This window comes from Nonomuraea sp. NPDC049158 (genome assembly GCF_040648335.1).
GTDB lineage: Bacteria > Actinomycetota > Actinomycetes > Streptosporangiales > Streptosporangiaceae > Nonomuraea.
Window position 1 is genome coordinate 105,053 of the sequence record NZ_JBEZDM010000011.1, and the last position, 17,742, is coordinate 122,794.

The following is a 17,742-nucleotide window of genomic DNA, read 5'->3' on the forward strand; positions in this document are numbered from 1 at the left end:
TGGCCGAAGAGCCCCCGATGCGGGTCCGCTGAGTGATGATCTCGTCTCACCGCGTGGCGTCGGGCCGCGCCGCAGACCGCGAGGGGATTGACCCCGCCGAAGCCAAGCGCAAAGGGCTGGGTAGCTTTGAATGCGATGTCCTGCCCATCGCTGCAGGTCAGCGGCGTGCCCGTGGAAATTTCTGCAGTCCGGGGCCGGGAGCGACCCGATGGGGCGGGCTCCAGCGGTTCCGCAAGGGTGTCACAGTCTGGTGATGCGGGACGTCAGCTCCGTTGTATGGCGTCCAGCAGCGTGAGGGCGTTGTGGATGCCTTGCTCGAGGACGGCGTCGGCGAGTTGCCGGTCGGCCAGGGCGCGGGAGAGTTGCAGTGTGCCGATCATTCCGGCGTAGACGGTGAGCGCCTTGACGCGTGCCGACTGCGGATCGTGCGGCGCCAGACGCGCGGTTAAGTCGTCGATGATGGCCAGCACGCCGTCGGTGTAGGCCTGCCTGGTCGCGTCCGTGCAGCGGCCGATCTCGTCGAGCAGGGCGGCCGATGGGCAGCCTTCGCCGGGGTTGTCGCGGTGCTCGGGCGACAGGTACGCACGCACGATTTGCTCGACTCCGGCGCGTCCGGGCGTCACCGCGCCGAGGTTTTCGCGCTGTTCGCGGAGCTGGTCGGCGACGGTGGTGGCGACCAGGTCTTCCTTGGAGGCGAAGTGGGCATAGAAGGCGCCGTTGGTCAGTCCCGCGTCCGCCATGAGCGTGGCGACTCCGGAGCCGTCGATGCCGTCTTTTTTGAGCCGGCGGCCGGCCGTCTCGATGATCCGCTGCCTCGTCGCCCGCTTGTGCTCCTGGCTGTACCGAACCATGCGCTCCTCCTCCTGCGGGGAGGGCCCACCTGCCCTCGCCACACGCCATCATCGTACGATCATAATCTAAATCCGGCGAGACCCTTGCGTCTGGACGACGTCTCATCTTATGGTCGTATGGTCATAATCTAAAGATGGCGCACGAGCAGCGTGCGCAGCACTGAGCAGGAGCGTCACCATGGGAGTAAGCCGCCAGGCACAGCAGTTCGCGCAGCTCCTTGAGAGCGTGACAGACCCCCCAGCCCGCCGTAGACCCCTGGGCGAGTGTGCCCGGCTTGGGCGGCGGCACAGGAACACCATGCCGACCCGGTTGTGCGACATCGAGTCGGCCGCCTCCTTTCATTCTCACTTGGCAAGAAATCAAGGAGAGAAAGCATCATGAAAGCATTCATCCTCGAACGTTACGGAAACAACGAAAAGTTGCGGGCGGGCGTAATGCCGGACCCGGAGGTGCGGGAGAACGATGTACTGGTCCAGATCCACGCCGCGGGCGTGAACCTTCTCGATGCCAAAATCAGGGACGGAGAGTTCAAGCTCATTCTGCCCTATCATCTGCCGGTCGTTCTGGGCAATGATGTGGCCGGCGTCGTTGTCCGGGCCGGGTCTCGCGTGCGGCGATTCAAGCCCGGCGACGAAGTATACGCGCGGCCAGGTCAAGATCGAATCGGTGCTTTCGCTGAACTCATCTCGATAAAAGAAGACGATCTGGCGCTGAAGCCAGCACGCCTCACCATGGAAGAAGCAGCCTCCATCCCGCTGGTCGGCTTGACCGCCTGGCAGGCATTGGTTGAAACAGCGAAGCTGAGGAAAGGACAGAAAATTTTCATCCAAGCGGGTTCCGGCGGTGTAGGAACGTTCGCCATCCAGTTGGCCAAGAATGTCGGCGCAATCGTGGCTACAACGACCAGCACGGCGAACATCGATCTGGTGAAGCGCCTCGGCGCAGATGTCGTGATCGATTACAGGAAAGACGACTTCGAAAAAATCCTGCATGGCTATGATGTGGTTTTGCATAGCCTGGACAACGAGACTCTCAAGAAATCTCTACGAGTGCTGAAGCCCGGCGGCAAGCTCATCTCGATCTCAGGCCCACCTGATCCCGATTTCGCGAAAGAGGTCGGATCGCCGTGGATCTTGCGGCCGGTGATGCGCGCCTTGAGCTATCAAGCCAGGAGAGCGGCAAAACGTCATCACGTCAGCTATTCGTTTCTCTTCATGAAAGCAAGCGGCGATCAGCTGCGCGAGATCAGTTCTCTCATCGAATCGGGGAGTATACGCCCAGTCGTGGATCAGGTCTTTCCGTTCGAATCAACCAAAGAGGCCATGGCTTACCTCGAAACGGGGCGCGCAAAAGGCAAGGTCGTCGTCAAGGTGAGATGAACCCCCGATCGCGGGCTCTGGAGGTTTGCGTCAGTTTCACGACGGCCGGCAAAGTGGCGCTCGGGCAGCGTGGTCGTCGACGTACCGGGCGACGGTCTTGAGCGCCGCCCGGAGCTTGGGGTGGCGATTGAGGTCGGTCTGCGGCGACAAGGGCCTGCTCACCGCGGTGGCCAAGCTCCTGGAGCGCCCCTTCGACCAGGCGCGAGCAGAACTGGAAGCCATCAAGCACCCCGTCCGCTACGCCAACGGCGTGCACGACGTGATGCTCCCCGCACACGCTTCCTACGTCGCGGTCCAGCACCTCGACTCGGCCACCCTCATTCTCTACAACGACGCCGGTCACGCCTTTCTGTTCCAGCACGCCAGAAAGTTCGCCACTGAGGTGACCCACTTCCTCGCCACCTGACCTCGCCTACGCCACCGCCACCCTCACCGACCTTCGCCGACCTGGCACTCCGGGCCGAACGCCGACACCAATCGATGGGGATCTTGCCCTTCGATGACCAACAGCCCCCTACGTACTGATCACCACCCTGCCGCCCACGGAATCGGCCCGGGCCACCTGACCCCGCGGCCTGACACGGAACCCCGGCCGGCCCAACAGATGCGATGCAACGCGCCTTTCTCATTTCACCAGGAGCTTTCCATGGACTTGTCCACCAGCACCGTTCTTGTCACCGGAGCCAACCGGGGGTTTGGCCGTGCGCTCGCTGCCGAGTTGCTCAGCCGCGGCGCCTCCGTCTACGCCGGTGCCCGCAACCCCGGCCAGGTCGACCTGCCGGGCGCCACGCCGATCGCGCTCGACATCACCGACCCCGCCTCCGTGGCGGCCGCTGCCCAGACCACAGGCGATGTGACGGTCCTGATCAACAACGCTGGCTCAGCCACCGGCAGCGACCTGCTCACCGGCGATCCGGACGACATCCGCCTGGAGATGGACACCCACTATTTCGGCACTCTCTCGGTGGTACGCGGCTTCGTACCCCAGATCGCGGCCAACGGCGGCGGCGCGATCCTGAACATCCTGTCCGGCCTGTCCTGGGTGAGTTTCCCGGAGATCGGCGCCTACTGCGCCGCCAAGTCCGCGCAGTGGTCGCTCACCAACGCCCTGCGCGTGCAGCTCGCCGACCAGGGCATCCGTGTGGCCGGCCTGCACGTCGGCTACATGGACACCGACATGGCACGGACGGTCACCGGGGACAAGTCCGACCCCGCCGACATCGCCCGGATCGCCGTCGACGGCATCGCCGCCGGCGCCTACGAAATCCTCGCGGACGACGCCAGCCGCCAGGCGCAGGCCGCGCTGGCCGCAGGCGTCACAGCGCTCTACCCGCAGTTGGCCTGAGGATCAGTCCACGTCGAGCACCTGCGTCCACGAACTCCTCGCCACCTCCAGGACAGTGGCCGACCACGCTGGGCCCTCAACCGGATCAGCACCGACATCGCGCCCGCGCCAAGGACATCGAAGAAACTCGACCCGACCTCATCACGTCGGCGCGATGGCGTCGGCGCGATGGCGTCGGCGCGATGGCGTCGGCCAACCCTTGGCCTGGTCGAGCGCGTCCGGCGCGCCTCTGAACACCCCGCCCCGCCACCTTCTGCGGCGCCGGTGAAGCCGGCTACACCGGCTACCCCACCCACGCCGGCGAGAAGCCGTTGCGTTGGTCCACGTCATGACCATTGCTCATCGAAGGGACTTGATCCTCATGTCCGAGCAGAACCTGCCCACCACTGGGCGCGGATGGCACCTGGAGGCCCGCCCGGAGGGCCCCGTACGAACTGGTCAGGGCCCTCGATGCGTGGCAGTCGGGGAACCGCATCGAAGACTACTCCGAGACCGCCGGCAAGCGCCGGGAGGACACCCTGGGCACGTACGGGAGCCAGCCCGGCGACCCCAAGCGGGCCGCCGAGGCCATCCTCACCGTGGTGCGGTCGGAGAACCCGCCCCTGCGGCTGCTTCTGGGAGCGGATGCCCTGAATGTCGCGAAAGCCAAACTCGACAGACCCCGCACCGACTTCGACGAGTGGAGGGAGCTGACCCTCAGCACCGCCTACCCCGAATGACTCGCCTGCCGCGAACGGCCGCCTATCCCCAATGACGGTGTACGGCAGGCGCCCCCGTCCAGGCGGCCTGCCGTCCTCGCGGGCTCAGTGCGACAGCGGCGCGTCCGTGGTGTCGACCAGCGTGCAGTCGGCGACCGGGCCCTCGGCGACGCGCGCCCAGATGCCCGCCACGACTTTGCCGTTGCCCTCGCTGACGCTGAACTCCAGCACTCCGGTCTGTCCCTCCTTGATGACGCTCGGGTCGATGGTGTAACCCTCCTCCTGCGGCGGCCAGACCACGAGTCCCGTCTCCTTCGGCAGGAAATGCGCGGCACGGGGCTGGGGGCTGCACTTCTTGCCCCGGGGGATGTAGTTCACCACCACGTTGATCCCCTTGTCCCGCAGGTCCGCCTGGAGCTTGTCGGCGTCCTTCACCTCGTTGATCTGGATGTGGACGGTGCCATCGGGGTTGTCGGATATGGCGTACGCGGGGGTGCCGCCGAACAGCAGCGGGATCGCCACGGCCGCCGCCGCGGCCAGGCCCAGCGCGGGCGCCAGGACGATGGGCCGCAGCAGGCGCCGCTTCGGCTTGTCGATCTCGGTCATCACGAACTCCTTGAGCAGTCGGTGACGGCCCTCGGGAAGATCGCGGTCGTATGGCCAGCTCATCGGATCTCCTCCTTTGTGGGGCCTTGGTCACCTACTACCTGTCGCGGCGCGGGTGGTGGTTCCGCGAGTTGGCCAAGTTTCTGGCGCGCTCGCGACAGCCGGGATCGTACGGTGCCCACGGGGACGCCGAGCGCCTCGGCCGCCTCCGCGTAGCCGAGCCCGGACCAGACGCAGAGCGCGAACACGTCCTGCTCCTGGCGGCGCAGCGAGTCATAGGCCGCGCGGACGGCGGCCAGCCGCCCCGCATCGTCGATCCGGCCCACGATCTCGTCGGCGAAGTCCGGCACGCTCTCGCCTCTGGGCATCCTGGCCAGCGCGTCGTCGTGCCTGCGGGCGGCCCGGCGGGCGTTGCGGGCCACGTTGGTGGCGATGCCGAGCAGCCATGGCCGCAGCGAGCCGCCCTCGGGGTCGATCCGGCCGCGTAACCTCCAGGCTTCGAGATAGGTCAGCGCCATCACGTCCTCGGCCGCGGACCAGTTCGCGGTCAGGCGGAAGGCATGGTTGTACACGGCCTTCGCGTAGTCGTCGAAGAGCTGCGCGAAGGCCGCCTTGTCCCCGGCGCGTATCAGGGCACGTGTCGACATATCCACATAGAGGGACTGTCCGCCCGCGCGTCAGAGTTCCAACTGTCCCCGGTCGAAGTACGCCGCCAGGTCCGGGTCGAGCGGCGGGACGTCGTACGGCATGCCTCCGTCGCGCAGCGACATCGTGGCCATGTAACCGGCGGCGACGCTCATCCGCGCGGCCACTGGAGAGGTGTCGGTGACCCCGCCGTCCCGGACGAACCCGCAGAACTCCCGCATGATTTCCGCGTCGGCGCCACCGTGCGAGCCGGTGGCGTCGGGCACCCGGTACGCGATGTCGCCGTCGCCCCGGTAGCCCGACGGCCCGGTGTTCCAGACCTTGACCGTGTCACCGGGGCCGTCGCCGAAGTTCTCCAGCCGGCCCTCCGTGCCGATGACCGTGTAGTTGCGTACGTAGTCGGGGGTGAAGTGGCACTGCTGGTAGGCGGCGATGACGCCGTTGTCGAGGCGCATGTTCATCACCGACACGTCCTCGACATCGACGACGTGGTTGAGGTCGGCCCGGCTGGTGGGCGGCCACTCGTACTCGCTCAGCCAGCCCTCCGGCCTGGGCGTGCCCGGCTCGCGGCGCGGCAGGTCGCCGTAGAGCATGAGGTCGCCGAGGGCGTTCACGCGGGTCGTGTAGCCGCCGGCCAGCCAGTGGATCACGTCGAGGTCGTGCGCGGCCTTCTGCAGGAGCAGGCCAGTGGTACGGGTGCGGTCGGCGTGCCAGTCCTTGAAGTAGTAGTCGCCGCCATACGAGACGAAGTGGCGCACCCAGACCGTCTTCGGCTCGCCGATGACGCCCTGCTGGATGATGTCGCGCATCAGCCGGACCACGCCCATGTGGCGCATGTTGTGCCCCACGTACAGCCGGGTTCCGGTACGCCGCGCCGCGCGCAGGATGTTGTCGCCGCCCTCCACGGTGATGGCCAGCGGCTTCTCCAGGTAGACGGCCTTGCCGGCCTCCAGGCAGTCGATCGCGACGCGCTCGTGCGTGTCGTCGGGCGTCAGGACGATGACCGCGTCGAGGTCGTCGCGGTCGAGCAGGCGGCGGTAGTCCTCGGTCAGGAACTTCGCGGCGAAGCGCCCGGCCTGGCTCTTGAGCACCGCCGGGTCGGAGTCGCAGAGCGCGGTCACGACCGAGCCCTGACCCGGCCGGTGGGCGTAGCGGGCCAGGTTCGCGCGCAGGCCGAGGCCGATGACTCCGATGCGCAGGTCTTCCACTCCAGTGACGATGTCCACGTCTTGAGAGGCTAGCGCTCGTTTATGCAAATAACCACCGCGAATAGTGCGACATCGGGCACGCCATTCGTGGCACGAAGGCGGGCGTGAGGGCGGGTCTGAAGGCGGGCGCCTGAGGACGGGCGTGAGGGCGGCCCCGAAGGTGGTGTGAGGGCGGGCGTGAAGGGGAGCTGTGGGGGCACTTAAGAATCCCTCGATGGACACCTCCCTCAGAGAGCGGGCACAGTGCGTTAGGTTCGGGGACACAGGGGAGAGTTGGAGCGATGAAAGCGCTGGTCAAGGATCGAGCCGAGCCCGGATTGCGGCTGGCCGACGTGCCGGAGCCCACACCGGGGCCGGGCGAGGTGCTGATCCGGGTGCTGCGTACCGGCATCTGCGGCACCGACCTCCACATCCGGAAATATGACGATTGGGCGCGGCAAACTCTGAAGCTTCCGCTGATCGTGGGGCATGAGTTTTCCGGGCACGTGGTCGAGGTCGCACCCGGCGTCGAGGACATCTCCGTCGGCGACCTGGTGAGCGGCGAGGGGCACATCGTCTGCGGCAAGTGCCGCAACTGCATGGCCGGGCGCCGCCATCTGTGCCGCAACACCATCGGGCTCGGCGTCAACCGGGACGGCGCCTTCGCCGAATACGTCACGCTGCCCGCCTCCAACGTGTGGGTGCACCGGGTGCCGGTCCACCCCGACGTGGCGGCCATCTTCGATCCGTTCGGCAACGCCGTACACACCGCACTGTCGTTTCCGCTGGTCGGCGAGGACGTGCTGATCACGGGCGCGGGCCCGATCGGGCTGATGGCGGCGGCGGTGGCCACGCACGTGGGCGCGCGCAACGTGGTGATCACCGACGTCAGCGAGGAACGCCTGAACCTGGCCGGCAAGGTCGGCGTCTCCCTGGCCCTGAACGTCGCGCGGACCTCGATCGCCGACGGCATCACGCGGCTCGGCATGCGCGAGGGCTTCGACGTCGGGCTGGAGATGTCCGGGAACCCGCGGGCCGTCCGCGACATGATCGCGAACATGACGCACGGCGGGAAGATCGCGATGCTCGGGCTGCCCGCCGAGGAGTTCGCCATCGACTGGGCCACGGTGGTGACCTCGATGCTCACCATCAAGGGCATCTACGGCCGCGAGATGTTCGAGACCTGGTACAACATGTCGGTGCTGCTGGAGAAGGGCCTCGACCTGTCTCCGGTGATCACCGACCGCTACCCGTACGGCGAGTTCGACGCCGCCTTCGACACGGCCGCCAGCGGCCGCACGGGCAAAGTCATCCTGGATTGGAGCGCTTGATGTTCACGAACGTACGCGATCAGCTGCGTGCGACGCTCGACGAGATCACCGAGGCGGGGCTGCACAAGCCCGAGCGGGTGATCACCACGCCGCAGAGCTCGCAGGTGGGCGTGGCCGGGCGACAGGTGCTGAACTTCTGCGCCAACAACTACCTCGGCCTGGCCGACCACCCCGAGGTGGTCGCCGCCGCCAAGGAGGCGCTCGACCGCTGGGGCTTCGGGATGGCCTCGGTACGGTTCATCTGCGGCACCCAGGAAGTGCACAAGGAGCTCGAAGGCCGCCTTTCACACTTCCTCGGCCAGGAGGACTCCGTCCTCTACAGCTCGTGCTTCGACGCGAACGGCGGCGTCTTCGAGACGCTGCTCGACGCGCAGGACGCGGTGATCTCCGACGCCCTGAACCACGCGAGCATCATCGACGGCATCCGGCTGTCGAAGGCCCGGCGCTACCGCTACGCCAACCGCGACATGGCCGAGCTGGAGGCCAGGCTGAAGGAGGCCTCCGACGCGCGGCGGCGGCTGATCGTGACCGACGGCGTGTTCTCCATGGACGGCTACCTGGCGCCGCTGGCCGACATCTGCGACCTGGCCGAACGCTACGACGCGATGGTCATGGTCGACGACTCCCACGCCGTGGGCTTCGTCGGGCCGACCGGACGCGGCACGCCCGAGCTGCACGGCGTCACCGACCGGGTGGACATCATCACCGGCACTCTGGGCAAGGCGCTCGGCGGGGCCAGCGGCGGCTACGTCGCGGCGCGCAAGGAGATCTGCGAGCTGCTGCGCCAGCGCTCCCGCCCGTACCTGTTCTCCAACTCGCTCGCCCCGGTCATCGCCTCGGCCTCGCTGCGCATCCTCGACCTGCTGGAGACCTCCAGCGAGGCGCGCGAGCAACTGCGCGCCAACACCGCCCGCTTCCGCGCCAAGATGGCCGAGGCCGGGTTCGACATCCTGCCCGGCGACCATCCGATCACCCCGGTGATGATCGGCGACGCCGCCGAGGCCGGGGCCATGGCCGAGCGGCTGCTGGAGCTCGGCGTGTACGTGATCGGCTTCTCCTACCCGGTCGTACCCCACGGCCAGGCCCGGATCCGGGTCCAGCTGTCGGCGGCCCACTCGGCCGAGGACGTGGACCGCGCGGTCGACGCCTTCATCAAGGCCCGCACACCGCACCCGGTATAGGCGCTGAGTATTCTCGCTGCGTGATAGACACGCGGCGGCTGCGTACGCTGCGCGCGGTGGCCGACCACGGCACGGTCACCGCCGCGGCCGCCGCCTTGCACCTCACCCCGTCGGCCGTTTCCCAGCAGCTCCTGGCGCTGGAACACGAGGTGGGCCACCGGCTGTTCACCCGCGACGCGCGCGGCGTGCGCCTGACCGCCGTCGGCCAGATCATGCTGTCCCACGCCAACGAGGTGCTCGCGCAGCTCGAACGCGCCGAGGCCGAGGTCGCCGCCTACACCACGGGCGCGGCGGGCGAGGTGACCGTCGCCTGCTTCGCCACCGCGATCAGCGCCGTGCTCTCCCCCGCCATCACGGCCCTGCGCGCCGGCTCCCCGGGGCTGCGCGTACGGGTGCTCGACGCCGAGGGCGACCACAGCCTGTCCATGCTGCTCGACGACCGGGCCGACCTGGCCATCGCGGTCGAATACCGAGGCGCCCCCGACGCGGCCGATCCCCGCCTGCACCGCTCCGCCCTGTACGCGGAGCCATTCGACCTGGTCCTCCCGCAGGACCACCCCCTGGCGAGCACCGGCGCCCCCTCGGTCGGGCTCGGCGATCTCGTCGGCGAGACGTGGATCGGCCCCTATCCCGGCAATCCGGTCCACGACGTGATCACGTTCGCCTGCGAGCAGGCCGGTTTCTCGCCGGACTTCGCGCACTGCTCCGACGACTTCCGCGCCGTGGTGGCACTGGTGGGAGCCGGTGCGGGGGTGGCGCTCGTGCCCAGGCTGGCGCTGCGTGACATGGTGCTGCCCGGGGTGGCGGTACGCCGTACGCCGGGGCCCGAACGACGCGTCTTCGCGGCCGTACGCCGTGGCGCCGAGACCCACCCTCTCCTCCGCCCCTTGCTCGACACCCTGCACACGATCGCCGGCTCCCTCGGAAGCGGGTGACACTGTGGGACCAGGTGTGCCGTACCGGAAGTTATTCGGGCTGCCGGGAGTGGCGGCACAGGCCGTGCTCGGGTTCCTGGCCCAGCTCACCCAGCAGGTCGCGCCGGTGGGGATCGTCCTGGTGGTGCAGGCGTCGAGCGGGTCGCTCGTACTGGCGGGGCTGGCCGCGGCGGCGTTAGGCATCGGCGCGGGAATGGCCCGGCCGGTCCAGGGGCGCCTCATCGACCGGCGGGGGGCGCGCGGAGTACTGGCCGTCAGCGCGTCAGCGCACGTCACGGCCCTGATCGCGCTGGTGGTCGGCGCGGGGTCCGGCTGGCCGGGGTGGACGATCGTGGCGCTGGCCTGGACGGCGGGCGCCGGGCTGCCGCCGATCTCGGTGACGATGCGCATCGAGTGGGGCACCCGGATGGCCGCGGAGGGACGTACCGCCGCCTACAGCCTGGTGTACCTGGTGCAGGAGCTGGCCATCCTCACCGGTCCGCTGCTGTTCGGGCTGCTGATCGCGCTGGTGTCGGCGTCAGTGGGGCTGGGCGTGGTGGCCGCCGCCGCGGGGGCCGGCACGCTGGCCTTCTCGCGGGCGCTGCGGGTCACCGGCCCCTCGCTGTCGGCGGGCCGGGGCCGGGTGTTCCGGCATGTCGGCATGCGACTGCTGCTCGGTGTGGTCGTCCTGCTCGGCGGGGGCATAGGGGCGCTGGACGTCGGCGTGCCCGCTCTCGCGGCGGCCCGGGGCATTCCGGCCGCGACGGGCCTGCTGGTGGCGGCTCTGGCGCTGGGCGGCGTCACGGGAGCGGCCGTCTACGGCGCCCGCCGGTGGACCGCCGCGCCCGCCCGCAGGCTGTTCGGGCTGACCCTGGTCTTCGGTCTCGCGTTGGCGCCGCTGGTTCTGGTGTCTTCGCTGCCGGTGTTCTGGGTGGTGCTCTTCGCCGGGGGTCTCATGCTGAACCCCGCGCTGACGACCGCGTCCCTGCTGGTGGACGAGTTCGCGCCGGGGGCGCAGGCGGAGGCGTTCGGGTGGGTGTCGACGGCGGCGAGCATGGGGGCCGCGGCGGGGGCGGGGGTGGCGGGGTTTGTGGGGCAGCAGTTCGGGCCGTCGTTACCGTTTCTGGTGGCCGCCGGCTTCGCCTGCCTGGCCGCGCTCCTGTCGAGCCTCCTCCTCGGACCCATCGGCCGCCCCTGACCGGTTCGCGGTGTGGTGAGCGTGTATGGGTCCTCAGGCGCGGGCGCGGGTGATCGCGTCGGTGAAGCGGGCGTGCCTGGCCAGTTCGCCCTCCACCGGATCGAGTACGTAGTCGGCGCCCACCTGGGCGATGGCCGCCCGCAGCGCCTTCGCCACGCGCCGCGCCCGGCGGTGCCCACCCGCCCAGGCCGCCAGCCGGGACAGCAGCGCGATGGCCACCCCGGCCAGCGCACCCCCGCCCAGCAGCACCGTGGGCCACGGCACCACACCCACCGTCGGCAGGGGCGGCTGGGGCAGGCGCAGGTAGTCCATGCCGAACAGCGCCCCCAGCCAGAGCCCACCGGCCACCATGACGGCGAACACCAGCCACTGCAGCACCCCCACCGCCCGCCACCACCTCGGCCGCCGGGTCGCCCCGAGCGAGGTCGTCGCCACCGCCCGGTCCACGGCGTCGGCCAGATCCCCGGCCCGCGACCGAGCCGCCTGCCGCACCGCCGCCGCCCACACCCCCGCCAGGTCACTCGCCGCCGCCTCGCCGACGTCCCTGAGAGCTGTCTCGACCTGCGCCTTCTGTACGGCCGAAGCAGCCGGTACGGACGTGCGGCCGACGATCTCCCGGTCGGCCGACTTGGCCGCGGTGCTCGTACCGATGCGCAGCCTGCGCAACGGATCGGGCCGGAACCGCCGGACCCACTTGGTGACGGGCCAGCCGGTGGCGACCACGGCCCGATGCCGGTGCCCCTTGCTGACGGCCGCCACGACCAGCGGCACCCCGGCGGCCTCGGACAACGCGTCGGTGAGAGGCACTCCCAGCCCCGCCACCGCGCCACCCGGCGTACCGGAGCCGAGGGATGGGTCGGCCAGTCGGTCGGCGGCGGCGGAGGCGTCGGCGGACAGGCGGGCGGACCAGGAGCGGCGCTCGGCCACCCGCTTGGCCAGCAGCTCGCGCAGCTCGGCCAGACCCGCGCCGGTGCGCGCGGAGACGCCGAGGATGGGCACCCCGGTCAGCCCGTCGTCGTCCAGGAGGCGGCGCAGGTCGCGCAGGCATCGGTCCACGGCGTGGGGCGGCAGGCGGTCGATCTGGTTGAGCACCACGACCATCACGTCCCGGTGCCCGGACAGCGGACGCAGGTAGCGCTCGTGCACCGCCGCGTCGGCGTACTTCTGCGGGTCCAGCACCCACACCAGCAGATCCACGAGCTCCACCAGCCGGTCGACCTCCAGGCGGTGCGCCAGCCTGATGGAGTCATGATCGGGGAGGTCTAGCAGGATAAGCCCGGAAAAATCCGCATCCGCGACCGGAGCCGCCTGACCGGGCGCAGCCGGCGCCGCAGACACAGCGGACCCAGCGGACCCAGTGGGCGCGATGGACCCAGCAGGCGCGGCGGGCGCGATGGACCCAGCGGGCGCGGCGGGCGCCTGCGGGGTGTGCCGTTGGGGGATCTCCAGCCAGTCGAGCAGCGGACCCGCGCCCGTCCCGTCCCACAGCGCCGCCTGGGCGGTCGAGGTGGTCGGCCGGGTGACGCCCACGGCCGCCAGCTCATCCCCGGCCAGCGCGTTGAACAGCGACGACTTCCCGCTCCCCGTGGCCCCGGCCAGCGCCGCCACGGTGTGGTCGACCGACAGGCTCCGGCGGGTCCCGGCCCGCTCCGCCACCGCCCGCGCGTTGGACACCACGTCGGCCGGCAGCCGCCCGTCGCCCAGCTCGGCCGCCTCCAGCAGCGCGGCCAGCCGGGAGTCCAGCGACGGCCCCTCCTTACGGCGCAGCAGCTTCACGACCCCTCACCTTCGGCGATACCTCCACCGACACCTTCACCGACGTCGATCGGAGCCGGGCCCGGGCCCGGGCCCGACGGCAGCTCGGTGCGATGGATCCGGACCGATTGAGCGGCCTCCCGCAGGGCGTCCGCCGCTCCGGCCGGTGGCTCGACCTCAGCCAGCAGCGCGGTGAACCGCCCCGCCTCCTCCTCCAGCAGCACCCGCACCCGCTCCCGCAGATCGTCCCGCGCCTGCACGGTCAGTGTCCGCACCGCCTGATCGCCGAACACCGCCTCCAGCAGCTTCTGTGACAGCACGCTCGTGCCGCCCGCGATCCCCACCTCGATCCCCGTCAGCCCACCCGTGGACGCGAAAACGGCCAGCATCAACAGCAGCCCGGCCCCGTTCACGCCGAAGGAGGCGATCCTGGCCGTGGTCCGCTTCTCGGCGCCCTCGTGGCGTACGAGGTCGAGAACGTACTCCTGCCACCCCCGCACCGCCGCCGAGGCCCGCTTGCCCAGGTCGGGAGAGGTCCGGCCAAGCCGGGCCGCGTCCACCGCGCCGACGCGGGCGATGATCCCGGGCCCGCCGGGAGCGGCCGACCAGCCTTCCAGGCTGCGCTCGGCGGCCCCGTCGGCGGCGCCTCTGATCAGCGTCTCGACACCGCTCTCCAGCGCGTCCCGCAGCGACGCGGCGGGCGCCCGCCCGGTGAAGAAGCCGGCGATCCGGTCGCGCAGCCAGCCGACCCGACTCTCCAGCGACCGCATCAGGTCGCCGGTGCCGATGAAGTCCTGCCAGCGGGCCAGCACCTCGCCGCGCAGCAGCGACCCGTCGCGCATGCCCTCGTCGAAGTCGGCCAGGCCGCCCGCGTAGGCCCCCGACACGATGGACCGCAGCCCGTCGAACCCGGCCTGCTGCCGCGTGACGGCCTCGGCCAGCAGCGGCACCCGCGTGACCAGGCTGTCGAGCGCGCCGGACAGCGTCTGCCGGACGACCCGGGACCGTTCGGCCGCGTCGGCGGCCAGCTCGGACAGCCAGGCGGAGATCGGCGAGACCAGTTCGGCGGGCAGCCGCGCCTTCTCCGACGGCAGCGCCGCCTCGGGCACGGTGAACAGCCGGGTGCCGTCGAGGCCGTTCTCGACCAGCAGGCGTTCGAGGTCGCGGGTGACGGGCTCGACGGCCTCGGCGGGCACGCGGTCGAGCACGAGGGCCAGCGCCGTACTGCGTTCGCGCGCGGAGCGCAGGAAGCTCCACGGCACTTCGTCGGCGTAGCGGGCGGCGGTGGTGACGAACAGCCACAGGTCGGCAGCGGCCAGCAGTTGGGCGGCCAGTTCGCGGTTCGCGGTCACCACCGAGTCGATGTCGGGCGCGTCGAGCAGCGCCAGCCCGGCGCCGAGCGACGAGGAGGTGACCACCCGCAGGGCACCCGCAGCCGATCCGGTGGCGCGCGACAGCCCGGGGAGCACGTTCTGGCCCATGAACCAGTCGCGGTCGGCCGGGCTCACCACCAGCGTCGGCACCAGCGTGGTGGGCCGCAGCACGCCCGGCTCGGCGACGTCGGCCCCGACCAGCGAGTTGACCAGGGTCGACTTGCCCGCCCCGGTGGAGCCGCCGACCACGGCCAGCAGCGGCGCGTCGATGGCCCGCAGCCTGGGCAGCAGGTAGTCGTCGAGCTGGCCGGTCAGCTCCTTGAGCGCGCGACGGTCGTCGGCGGCCGGGCCGATCTCGAGCGGGAACAGCTCGCGATCGAGCCGGTGGCGCAACCCCTCCAACGCGCCCAGCAGATCCATAGGACCACGCTAGCCCGCCGGGGGCTCCCGCAGCACATATCCGACGCTGCGCAGCGTGTGGATGAGCCTGGGCTCGACGTCGTCGACCTTGCGCCGCAGGTAGGAGACGTACGACTCGACCACGCCGGCGTCGCCGCCGAAGTCGTAGTTCCACACGTGGTCGAGGATCTGCGCCTTGGACAGCACCCGCCCGGCGTTGGACATGAAGTAGTGCAGCAGCTTGAACTCGGTCGGCGAGAGCCGTACCTGCCGCCCGTTGCGCCAGACCTCGCGGGCCTCCTCGTCCAGCTCCAGGTCGGCGACCTGGAGGCGGCTCGCGGGGGTGTTCTCCCCTCGGGTACGGCGGAGCACCGCGCGGATCCTGGCCTGGACCTCCTCCAGGCTGAACGGCTTGGTCACGTAGTCGTCGCCCACGCCCAGCCCGACGATCTTGTCCTCGGTGTTGTCGCGGGCGGTCAGGAAGAGCACCGGTACGCCGATCCGCCTGGCCACCTCGAACCCGTCGAGATCGGGCAGCATGACGTCGAGCACGACCAGGTCTGGGCTGGTCCGCTCGGCCACCTCCACGGCCTCGTAGCCGTCGGCGGCGGTCAGCACCTCGAAGCCGGAGAAGCGCAGACTCGCGGACAGCAGGTCTCGGATGCTGGGCTCGTCGTCCACCACCATGATCAGCGCCTCGGGTCTAGTCACCTACTCAGAGTGACTCAGGAGGCTGAGGAATAGCTGAACGCTCACTCCAAGGCGAGTGGGAGTTCGACCCGGAAGGTGGAGCCCGAGCCCGGCGCGCTGTCCAGCAGCACCGTGCCGCCGTGCGCCCGTACCAGCGCCTGCACGATGGCCAGGCCGAGCCCGCTGCCCCGGTCCTCGCCCGAGCGGTGCCGTGATCTGGCCGAGTCGGCCCGGTAGAACCGCTCGAACACCCGCTCGACCTGCTCGGGCGTGAGGCCGGGCCCCTTGTCGCCCACTTCCAGGAACGCCTTGTCGGACCCTGCCCCCACTCGTACCGTCACCGGGGTGCCCGGCTCGGTGTGGGTCAGGGCGTTGGTCATGAGGTTGGTGACCACCTGGCGCAGGCGTACCTCGTCACCGGAGACGATCAGGGCCGCGCCGCCGACGACGTCCAGGCTGATCACCCGGTCGGGCGCCAGGATGCGCGCGTCGTGCACCGCGTCGGCGGCCAGCGCCAGCATGTCGACCGGCCGCATGCGCAGCGGCCGCTGCTGGTCCACACGGGCGAGCAGCAGCAGGTCGTCCACGAGCAGGCTCATCCTGCCCGCGGCCTTCTCCACGCGCTGCATCAGCTCGGCGGCGTCGGCTTTCTGGTTCTGCCTGGCGTACTCGGCGAAGCCGCGGATCGAGGTGAGCGGGGTGCGCAGCTCGTGCGAGGCGTCGCCGATGAACTGGCGCATCCGGTCCTCGGAGCGGCGGGCCGCCGCCTCGGACGCGGACCGGGCGGTGAACGCGGCCTCGATCTGCGCGAGCATCCCGTTGAGGGACAGGGCCAGGCGGCCCACCTCCGTACGCGGGTCGCCGGCCGGCACCCGGCGGCCGAGCTCGCCCCCGGCGATGGCCTCGGCCGTGCTCTCGATCTCGGCCAGCGGACGCATGCTCCGCCGGACCATCGCGACGCCCACGACGGCGAGGATGAGCAGGATGCCACCGCCGCCCAGCAGCTCGATGAGGCCGAGCCGCCGGGTGATGTCCCTGACCTCCTCCAGGTCCGCGGCGATCACGTAGTCGCCCACCACGGTCGAGGTCTGTAGCACCCGCCATTCGCCGTCGCCGCTGACCGCCCGCGTCGTGTAGAGGTTCGCTCCCGGCGTGGGCGACAGCAGCGGCCTCGGCCGCGCGTCCACGTCGCGGTCGCCGAACACCGGCGCGAGCGCCCCGCCCGGCGGCTTCACCAGCACGATCGTGTCGGACTCGATCAGCGCCATCTTGTCGTTGGTCTCTTTGCCCCGATCGCGCTTCTCCTGGTCGTGCTTGAGCTTGTTCTCCACGCGGATGGACAGGAGCTGGATCTGGCTGTCGACCCGGTTCATCAGGTAGCCGTGCAGCACGGAGACGCTCACCACGCCGATGAAGGTCAGCCCGACGCCGAGCAGCGCCAGCATCGCGGCGATGAGCTTGATCCTGAGCGGCAGGCCGCGCATCACGGACTCGGCGGCAGCCGCAGGACGTATCCGACACCGCGCAGCGTGTGAATGAGCCGCGGGTTGCGGTTGTCGATCTTTCGGCGGAGCACCGACACGTAGGACTCGACAATCCCGACCTCACCCCTGAAGTCGTAGTCCCAGACGTGGTCGAGGATCTGCGGTTTCGACAGCACCCGGCCCGCGTTCGTCATGAAGTAACGCAGCAGCTTGAACTCGGTGGGCGACAGCGACACGGCGTTGCCGCCCCGCCACACCTCGTGGCTCTCCTCGTCCAGCTCGATGTCGGCGAACGTCAGCCTGGGCGGCGGCGCCTGCGACTCGCCACTGGTACGGCGGAGCACCGCGTGGATCCTGGCGACCACCTCTTCGAGGCTGAACGGCTTGGTGACGTAGTCGTCGCCGCCGATCGTCAGCCCGCGGATCTTGTCCTCGGTCTCGTCGCGCGCGGTCAGGAAGACCACGGGCACGTGCACACCCCCGCCGCGCAGCCGCCGGACGATCTCGAAGCCGTCGAGGTCGGGCAGCATGACGTCAAGGACGACCAGGTCAGGACGGTGCCGTTGGACGGCGGTGACGGCGTCCAGGCCGCTCTTAGCCGTACACACGTCGAAACCCGCGAACCTCAGGCTCGCGGCGAGGAGTTCGAGGATGTTGGGGTCGTCCTCGACGATCAGCAGTCGCGCTTCCATCATCTCCAAGGAT

Annotated in this window: 17 protein-coding genes; 8 read left to right on the plus strand and 9 right to left on the minus strand. The window is 70.1% G+C overall.

From position 1 onward, the window contains the following. Nucleotides 1–263: 263 nt before the first annotated feature. Complete coding sequence (locus AB0B61_RS24490; RefSeq protein WP_358435878.1) at nt 264–851, minus strand: TetR/AcrR family transcriptional regulator; 588 nt, start codon at nt 849–851, stop codon at nt 264–266. A 378-nt stretch (nt 852–1,229) separates the two neighbouring features. Between AB0B61_RS24490 and AB0B61_RS24495 the strand changes: the two genes are divergently transcribed. The 4 genes from AB0B61_RS24495 (at nt 1,230) to AB0B61_RS24510 (ending at nt 4,295) form a co-directional block, all read left to right on the plus strand. After that, nucleotides 1,230–2,231 (plus strand): NADP-dependent oxidoreductase, encoded by a 1,002-nt coding sequence (locus AB0B61_RS24495; RefSeq protein ID WP_358435881.1) that lies wholly within the window; start codon nt 1,230–1,232, stop codon nt 2,229–2,231. Between the two features lie 127 nt (nt 2,232–2,358). Continuing rightward, entirely contained in the window at nt 2,359–2,637 is a 279-nt protein-coding gene (locus AB0B61_RS24500; protein ID WP_358435884.1) for an alpha/beta hydrolase, read from the plus strand. A gap of 240 nt (nt 2,638–2,877) precedes the next feature. Next, on the plus strand, nt 2,878–3,576 hold the full coding sequence (locus tag AB0B61_RS24505) for an SDR family oxidoreductase (RefSeq protein WP_358435887.1): 699 nt from the start codon (nt 2,878–2,880) through the stop codon (nt 3,574–3,576). A 581-nt stretch (nt 3,577–4,157) separates the two neighbouring features. Further along, nucleotides 4,158–4,295 carry a hypothetical protein gene (locus AB0B61_RS24510; protein WP_358435889.1) on the plus strand — a complete coding sequence of 46 codons (138 nt, stop codon included), beginning with the start codon at nt 4,158–4,160 and terminating at the stop codon, nt 4,293–4,295. A gap of 84 nt (nt 4,296–4,379) precedes the next feature. On the opposite strand, the gene AB0B61_RS24515 is transcribed toward AB0B61_RS24510, so the two are convergent. From AB0B61_RS24515 to AB0B61_RS24525, 3 genes are read right to left on the minus strand one after another with little or no spacing between them, the layout of a single operon-like run. Next, nucleotides 4,380–4,943 (minus strand): hypothetical protein, encoded by a 564-nt coding sequence (locus AB0B61_RS24515; protein WP_358435891.1) that lies wholly within the window; start codon nt 4,941–4,943, stop codon nt 4,380–4,382. Further along, complete coding sequence (locus AB0B61_RS24520; RefSeq protein ID WP_358435894.1) at nt 4,940–5,527, minus strand: RNA polymerase sigma factor; 588 nt, start codon at nt 5,525–5,527, stop codon at nt 4,940–4,942. The genes AB0B61_RS24515 and AB0B61_RS24520 overlap by 4 nt, the downstream gene beginning before the upstream one ends. Before the next feature lie 30 nt (nt 5,528–5,557). After that, nucleotides 5,558–6,751 (minus strand): Gfo/Idh/MocA family oxidoreductase, encoded by a 1,194-nt coding sequence (locus AB0B61_RS24525; RefSeq protein WP_358435897.1) that lies wholly within the window; start codon nt 6,749–6,751, stop codon nt 5,558–5,560. Nucleotides 6,752–7,014: 263 nt separating this feature from the next. On the opposite strand from AB0B61_RS24525, the gene tdh reads away from it, so the two are divergent. The 4 genes from tdh to AB0B61_RS24545 are packed head-to-tail and all read left to right on the plus strand — an operon-like array spanning nt 7,015 to nt 11,336. Then, nucleotides 7,015–8,043 carry an L-threonine 3-dehydrogenase gene (gene tdh, locus AB0B61_RS24530; RefSeq protein ID WP_358435899.1) on the plus strand — a complete coding sequence of 343 codons (1,029 nt, stop codon included), beginning with the start codon at nt 7,015–7,017 and terminating at the stop codon, nt 8,041–8,043. Continuing rightward, the gene (locus AB0B61_RS24535) at nt 8,043–9,224 is read left to right on the plus strand and encodes a glycine C-acetyltransferase (protein WP_225300789.1); all 1,182 of its coding nucleotides are present in this window, start codon (nt 8,043–8,045) and stop codon (nt 9,222–9,224) included. The genes tdh and AB0B61_RS24535 overlap by 1 nt, the downstream gene beginning before the upstream one ends. A 20-nt stretch (nt 9,225–9,244) precedes the next feature. Further along, nucleotides 9,245–10,159 (plus strand): LysR family transcriptional regulator, encoded by a 915-nt coding sequence (locus AB0B61_RS24540; protein ID WP_358435902.1) that lies wholly within the window; start codon nt 9,245–9,247, stop codon nt 10,157–10,159. 16 nt (nt 10,160–10,175) lie between these two features. Beyond that, nucleotides 10,176–11,336 (plus strand): MFS transporter, encoded by a 1,161-nt coding sequence (locus AB0B61_RS24545; protein ID WP_358435905.1) that lies wholly within the window; start codon nt 10,176–10,178, stop codon nt 11,334–11,336. A 33-nt stretch (nt 11,337–11,369) separates the two neighbouring features. On the opposite strand, the gene AB0B61_RS24550 is transcribed toward AB0B61_RS24545, so the two are convergent. From AB0B61_RS24550 to AB0B61_RS24570, 5 genes are all read right to left on the minus strand, one after another. Next, nucleotides 11,370–13,112, minus strand: coding sequence for a GTPase (locus tag AB0B61_RS24550; protein WP_358435908.1), 1,743 nt, complete (start codon nt 13,110–13,112; stop codon nt 11,370–11,372). Beyond that, nucleotides 13,109–14,884: a GTPase domain-containing protein gene (locus AB0B61_RS24555; RefSeq protein WP_358435909.1), complete on the minus strand. Its 1,776-nt coding sequence runs from the start codon at nt 14,882–14,884 to the stop codon at nt 13,109–13,111. The genes AB0B61_RS24550 and AB0B61_RS24555 overlap by 4 nt, the downstream gene beginning before the upstream one ends. Before the next feature lie 9 nt (nt 14,885–14,893). After that, nucleotides 14,894–15,550: a response regulator transcription factor gene (locus AB0B61_RS24560; protein ID WP_358436359.1), complete on the minus strand. Its 657-nt coding sequence runs from the start codon at nt 15,548–15,550 to the stop codon at nt 14,894–14,896. Between the two features lie 65 nt (nt 15,551–15,615). Beyond that, nucleotides 15,616–17,037 (minus strand): HAMP domain-containing sensor histidine kinase, encoded by a 1,422-nt coding sequence (locus AB0B61_RS24565; protein ID WP_358435912.1) that lies wholly within the window; start codon nt 17,035–17,037, stop codon nt 15,616–15,618. Next, on the minus strand, nt 17,037–17,732 hold the full coding sequence (locus tag AB0B61_RS24570; protein WP_358436361.1) for a response regulator transcription factor: 696 nt from the start codon (nt 17,730–17,732) through the stop codon (nt 17,037–17,039). Before AB0B61_RS24570 ends, AB0B61_RS24565 begins: the two co-directional genes overlap by 1 nt. Nucleotides 17,733–17,742: the final 10 nt, after the last annotated feature.

Excerpts from the sequence above, each read along its gene's own strand:
- AB0B61_RS24535 (WP_225300789.1), top strand. The coding sequence starts at position 8,043 with ATGTTCACGAACGTACGCGATCAGCTGCGTGCGACGCTCGACGAGATC.
- AB0B61_RS24520 (WP_358435894.1), bottom strand. The coding sequence starts at position 5,527 with ATGTCGACACGTGCCCTGATACGCGCCGGGGACAAGGCGGCCTTCGCG.
- AB0B61_RS24495 (WP_358435881.1), top strand. The coding sequence starts at position 1,230 with ATGAAAGCATTCATCCTCGAACGTTACGGAAACAACGAAAAGTTGCGG.
- AB0B61_RS24565 (WP_358435912.1), bottom strand. The coding sequence starts at position 17,037 with ATGCGCGGCCTGCCGCTCAGGATCAAGCTCATCGCCGCGATGCTGGCG.
- AB0B61_RS24515 (WP_358435891.1), bottom strand. The coding sequence starts at position 4,943 with ATGAGCTGGCCATACGACCGCGATCTTCCCGAGGGCCGTCACCGACTG.
- AB0B61_RS24570 (WP_358436361.1), bottom strand. The coding sequence starts at position 17,732 with ATGATGGAAGCGCGACTGCTGATCGTCGAGGACGACCCCAACATCCTC.
- AB0B61_RS24555 (WP_358435909.1), bottom strand. The coding sequence starts at position 14,884 with ATGGATCTGCTGGGCGCGTTGGAGGGGTTGCGCCACCGGCTCGATCGC.
- tdh (WP_358435899.1), top strand. The coding sequence starts at position 7,015 with ATGAAAGCGCTGGTCAAGGATCGAGCCGAGCCCGGATTGCGGCTGGCC.
- AB0B61_RS24490 (WP_358435878.1), bottom strand. The coding sequence starts at position 851 with ATGGTTCGGTACAGCCAGGAGCACAAGCGGGCGACGAGGCAGCGGATC.
- AB0B61_RS24505 (WP_358435887.1), top strand. The coding sequence starts at position 2,878 with ATGGACTTGTCCACCAGCACCGTTCTTGTCACCGGAGCCAACCGGGGG.
- AB0B61_RS24560 (WP_358436359.1), bottom strand. The coding sequence starts at position 15,550 with ATGGTGGTGGACGACGAGCCCAGCATCCGAGACCTGCTGTCCGCGAGT.